Below are 4,081 nucleotides of genomic sequence, written 5' to 3'. Positions count from 1 at the left end.
CCACCAGAAACAGCGACAGGAACTGGCAGAACGCTACGCTCCGGCAAAAGCCCTTATCCGGCAGGAAAGGGACGCGAGCAAAGAGCTGAAAGCCCTGTATGCTGAACGGTTGTTGACTGAACAGGAATATTTTTTAGCCAGAAAAACCCTCCAACAAACCTCAGTGAAAGATCAGCTGGCAGAACAGGCCAGACAGTTTGCTGCGCCCCGGCTTGATATGGCGGGTGAGGTTGATCCCGTGACCCAGCTGAAAAATCAACTGACAGAACAAACTGCGCTTTATGAAGCGTATTATCGTAATAACCGCATCAGTAAAGAGCGTTATGAGCAATTGACTATGGCAGCAGGCACGCGTTCTAGGGATGCCCAGCTTGCCGCCGCTAAAGAGCTGTACGGGGCGCAGGGGGATTTTCAACGGATGCAGATCAACCTGTTAGACGTGGTTGAACAACGGACAAGTAACGCCCTGACCGGCATGTTAACCGGCAGTAAGTCATTTTCTGAATCCATGCGGGAACTGTCGGCCTCATTAGCCCAATCGATTATTCAGGACTTGGTGCGTATTGCGATGCAGGCACTGATCACCAAAGCCATCTCAGGCTTCTTCGGTGGGGGTGGTATGGCCAATATGGGGACCAATGCCTTAGCCTCAGCCGGGGGCAATATGGGTTCGATTGGCTCCGGCACGACAATCACCCCGGATATCTGGAAAAGTCCTATCCCGAATGCGAAAGGCGGGGTTTACCAGTCAACCAATTTAAGTCAGTACAGTGGGCAGATTGTCAGCAGTCCGACTTTGTTTGCGTTTGCGAAAGGGGGTGGTGTGATGGGGGAAGCCGGTCCCGAAGCGATTTTACCATTAAAGCGCGGCTCCGATGGTCGGTTGGGTGTGGAAGCCAGCGGTGGCACCAACAACCAGACCACCAACCATGTCAGTATCGTAATTCATTCTGATGGGAATCAGGAAGTGAAGGCAACCAGCGGCTTTGAATCGGCCGGACAGGATATTGCGAAGTTTATCGACCAGCGATTTAAGACTTTGCTGCATAAGAGTCTCGGTCAGGGCGGTGAACTCAGTGTAGCGATTAAAGGAGGACGGCGATGATAAAGACGTTTGATTTTCCCGCCCGGGTCGGGGCAGCGGGGGAATTTGAACCGGTGGTGCGATCTGTCCAGTTCGGCGACGGGTACAAGCAAACCATCGGTGACGGGATAAATTCACAGCGGGAAAGCTGGCCGTTGTCGTTTGTGGGTTCCCTGTCGGATATCCAGCCGATTATGGCTTTCTTACGTGAACATCAGGGTTGGCGTTCTTTTAAATGGCGCAACCCGTTATCGGAGTTAGGGCTGTATCAGGCAGGGAAATTCAATATACAGGCGCATGGGGCTTATTTTACGCTGTCCGTGATCTTTACCCGCACTTACCATCCGTAGAGAACACCATTATGACCATAAATACGACACTCCAGCAACTGGAGCCGGGGAGCAAAGTCTTATTGTTTGCCCTTGATGGTTCCGCATTTGGCGGGCCAGAGCTGTACTTCCATAACCACCCGATAGCGTACACCGAGGCGGAGCTGGAAAGTTCAGACAATTTACCTGCTAAATCTATCTGGTGGCAGGGCGTAGAATATAAGCCGTGGCCGGTTGAGGTTAAGGGGCTGGAAATTCAGAGTGATGGCAGTACCGCTTCTCCCGCGTTAAGGGTCGCCAATCTGGATGGCACCATTAGCGCCCTGTGTCTGGCTTACCATAATATGGCGCAGGCACGTATGACTATTCGCATGACCTTCACTCATTATCTGGATGCGCGCAACTTCCCCGAGGGTAACCCGGAGGCTGACCCGACACAGGAAAAAGTAGACGTTTTCTACATTGACAGTAAAACCCATGAAGACAATACCGAAGTCCATTTTGCTCTGTCTTCTCCGGCAGATCTACAAGGGATTCAGATCCCCACCCGTCAAATCCATAGCCTGTGTACATGGTGTATGCGTGGGTTGTATCGCAAATCCCCCTGTAACTACACAGGTAATCGTTATTTTGATGAAGAGGGCAACCCAACGGACGATCCGTCAAAGGATGTGTGCTCAGGGTTATTATCAACGGGATGCGAGCCGCGCCATGGAATAGGTAATCAACTTCCCTTTGGTGGTTTTCCCGGTTCGGCTTTGCTGAGGAGATAATAGTGCTTCTGGATATTAAAAGAACAAAAGGTTAATATTTGTTGATATATTGACATTATGAGGGCGCATTAATGGGACTTGATGATAAAACCATTGATCCTTTATTTGATGATGCTGTTGAGTATTTAATAACCAATGAATATGCATCCATTGATGATGTAAAAGAGTATTTTGGTATAGGCTACAATAGAGCAGCCCTGCTATTGCAACAGATGGAAGAGATGCAAATAGTTGCATGGGAGCATAATAACGGAATCTCCCGATATAAAATAATTACTCCGGTAACAAAGGAGGCAACGAGACAAGAAAAAAAAGAACCCATCGCCAGTCCTAGCGTAGTTAACACCAAGAAAAGTGATTCTAAGGTATTAGGATATGGAGGCTTTGAATGGCTTATGGCGGGTATTGGTTTTATCGTTGTTATCGTCGTTTTTGCCTCTTGCTCTAGCCGGACACCAGCGCCCCCAACAAATTATTGTACAGATGACAAATCTGCGTATATCTATGCTGAAAAACTTATTTCATCTCATTTAAAAGCCCCGTCAACTGCTAAGTTTGCCAGTTACTACGATGTTAAATCATACAAGCCCGAAGAATGTAAATTTAATTTTATTGGGTATGTTGATGCTCAAAATAGTTTTGGCGCAATGATAAGAACGAAATTCAATGTGGTCGTACGTTACGAACCTAAAAGCGATAAGTATTATTTGGAAAATTTAGAGATGTGATTTATTTGTTGTTTTAATTCAACATCCCGCTTCGGCGGGTTTTTTATTGCCTAAGGAAGCCTTTATGCGTCCTCATATTATCCAAGCCATCCTAGAACACGCGCAGGCCGACTACCCGAATGAATGCTGTGGACTGGTCATTCAGAACAGCCGTAAACAACAGTATATTCCCTGCCGTAATACCGCCTCAGTCCCAACAGAGCAGTTCAGCCTTCACCCGGAGGATTACGCCGCCGCCGAAGATGCCGGAACGATTATTGCCATTGTGCACAGTCACCCGGATGCGACCACCCAGCCCAGTCAGTTAGATATTGCTCAGTGTGATCTATCACAACTCCCGTGGGTGATTGTCTCATGGCCGGAAGGGGATATCCGTACGCTGATGCCCTCGAAGGGGATTAAGCCTTTGCTGGAACGACCGTTTGTCCACGGTATCTGGGACTGTTACGCCATTGTCCGCGATTGGTATCGGCTGGAGCGCAACATTGAATTACCGGATTTTGTCCGTACAGATGGGTGGTGGAACCGGGGCGAAAATCTCTATATGCAGCACTACGCCTCGGCGGGATTTATCGAATGCAGCGGGGAACTCCAGACCGGTGATGTGATCATTATGCAGGTGCAGGCCCGTGAACCTAATCATGCCGGAGTGTATCTCGGTGAGGGTCTGATGCTGCACCATATGTACGGGCAACTCAGCAACCGCGTGTCTTACAGTGGCTACTGGCAGGAACGCACGGTGAAAATCGTCAGATATCAGGGGGAATAATGGAAACGATACGCACAATACGCTTATACGGCACACTGGGTACCCAATTCGGACGAGCGCATCGGCTGGCAGTCTCTTCACCGCAGGAAGCGATCCGGGCCTTGTCTGTGCTGATTGAGGGTTTTGAAAAATACCTGTTAACCGCCAGAGAGCGCGGATTCACCTTTGCCGTGTTTATCGACAAGCGCAATATCAGCCAGGATGAACTGGCTTTTTCCGGAGAAGGGGATATTCGGATTGTGCCGGTGATTATTGGCAGTAAAAAAGCCGGGGTATTCCAGACGATACTCGGCGCAGTTATGGTCGTTGCGGGGGCGTTCTTGTGGTACACGCCCTATGGTGTACCGATGGTGATGTCCGGTGTCGGTATGATGCTGGGTGGCGTGGTGCAAATGCTC

Annotated in this window: 6 protein-coding genes; all 6 read left to right on the top strand. The window is 49.3% G+C overall.

The features are described from left to right. Positions 1-1,105 (top strand): phage tail tape measure family protein (locus tag Xsto_RS19985; protein WP_141554551.1); only part of this gene is annotated, 1,105 nt, incomplete at its 5' end. Beyond that, positions 1,102-1,434 carry a phage tail protein gene (locus Xsto_RS19980; protein WP_099126212.1) on the top strand — a complete coding sequence of 111 codons (333 nt, stop codon included), beginning with the start codon at positions 1,102-1,104 and terminating at the stop codon, positions 1,432-1,434. The genes Xsto_RS19985 and Xsto_RS19980, both read left to right, overlap by 4 nt. 11 nt (positions 1,435-1,445) lie before the next feature. Further along, positions 1,446-2,186 (top strand): phage minor tail protein L, encoded by a 741-nt coding sequence (locus Xsto_RS19975; RefSeq protein ID WP_099126211.1) that lies wholly within the window; start codon positions 1,446-1,448, stop codon positions 2,184-2,186. Between the two features lie 71 nt (positions 2,187-2,257). Continuing rightward, a complete protein-coding gene (locus tag Xsto_RS19970) occupies positions 2,258-2,914 on the top strand; it encodes a DNA translocase FtsK (RefSeq protein WP_099126210.1) in 657 nt (218 codons plus the stop codon). Positions 2,915-2,978: 64 nt separating this feature from the next. After that, positions 2,979-3,683, top strand: coding sequence for a C40 family peptidase (locus tag Xsto_RS19965; RefSeq protein WP_099126209.1), 705 nt, complete (start codon positions 2,979-2,981; stop codon positions 3,681-3,683). Beyond that, the coding region (locus tag Xsto_RS19960; protein WP_099126208.1) for a tail assembly protein at positions 3,683-4,081 on the top strand (399 nt) is incomplete at its 3' end. The genes Xsto_RS19965 and Xsto_RS19960, both read left to right, overlap by 1 nt.

It is taken from the genome of Xenorhabdus stockiae (assembly GCF_002632825.1).
Taxonomy (GTDB): Bacteria; Pseudomonadota; Gammaproteobacteria; order Enterobacterales; family Enterobacteriaceae; genus Xenorhabdus; species Xenorhabdus stockiae.
Note: the sequence above shows the minus strand (reverse complement) of the source record. Positions and strands in the feature narration are given on the sequence as shown.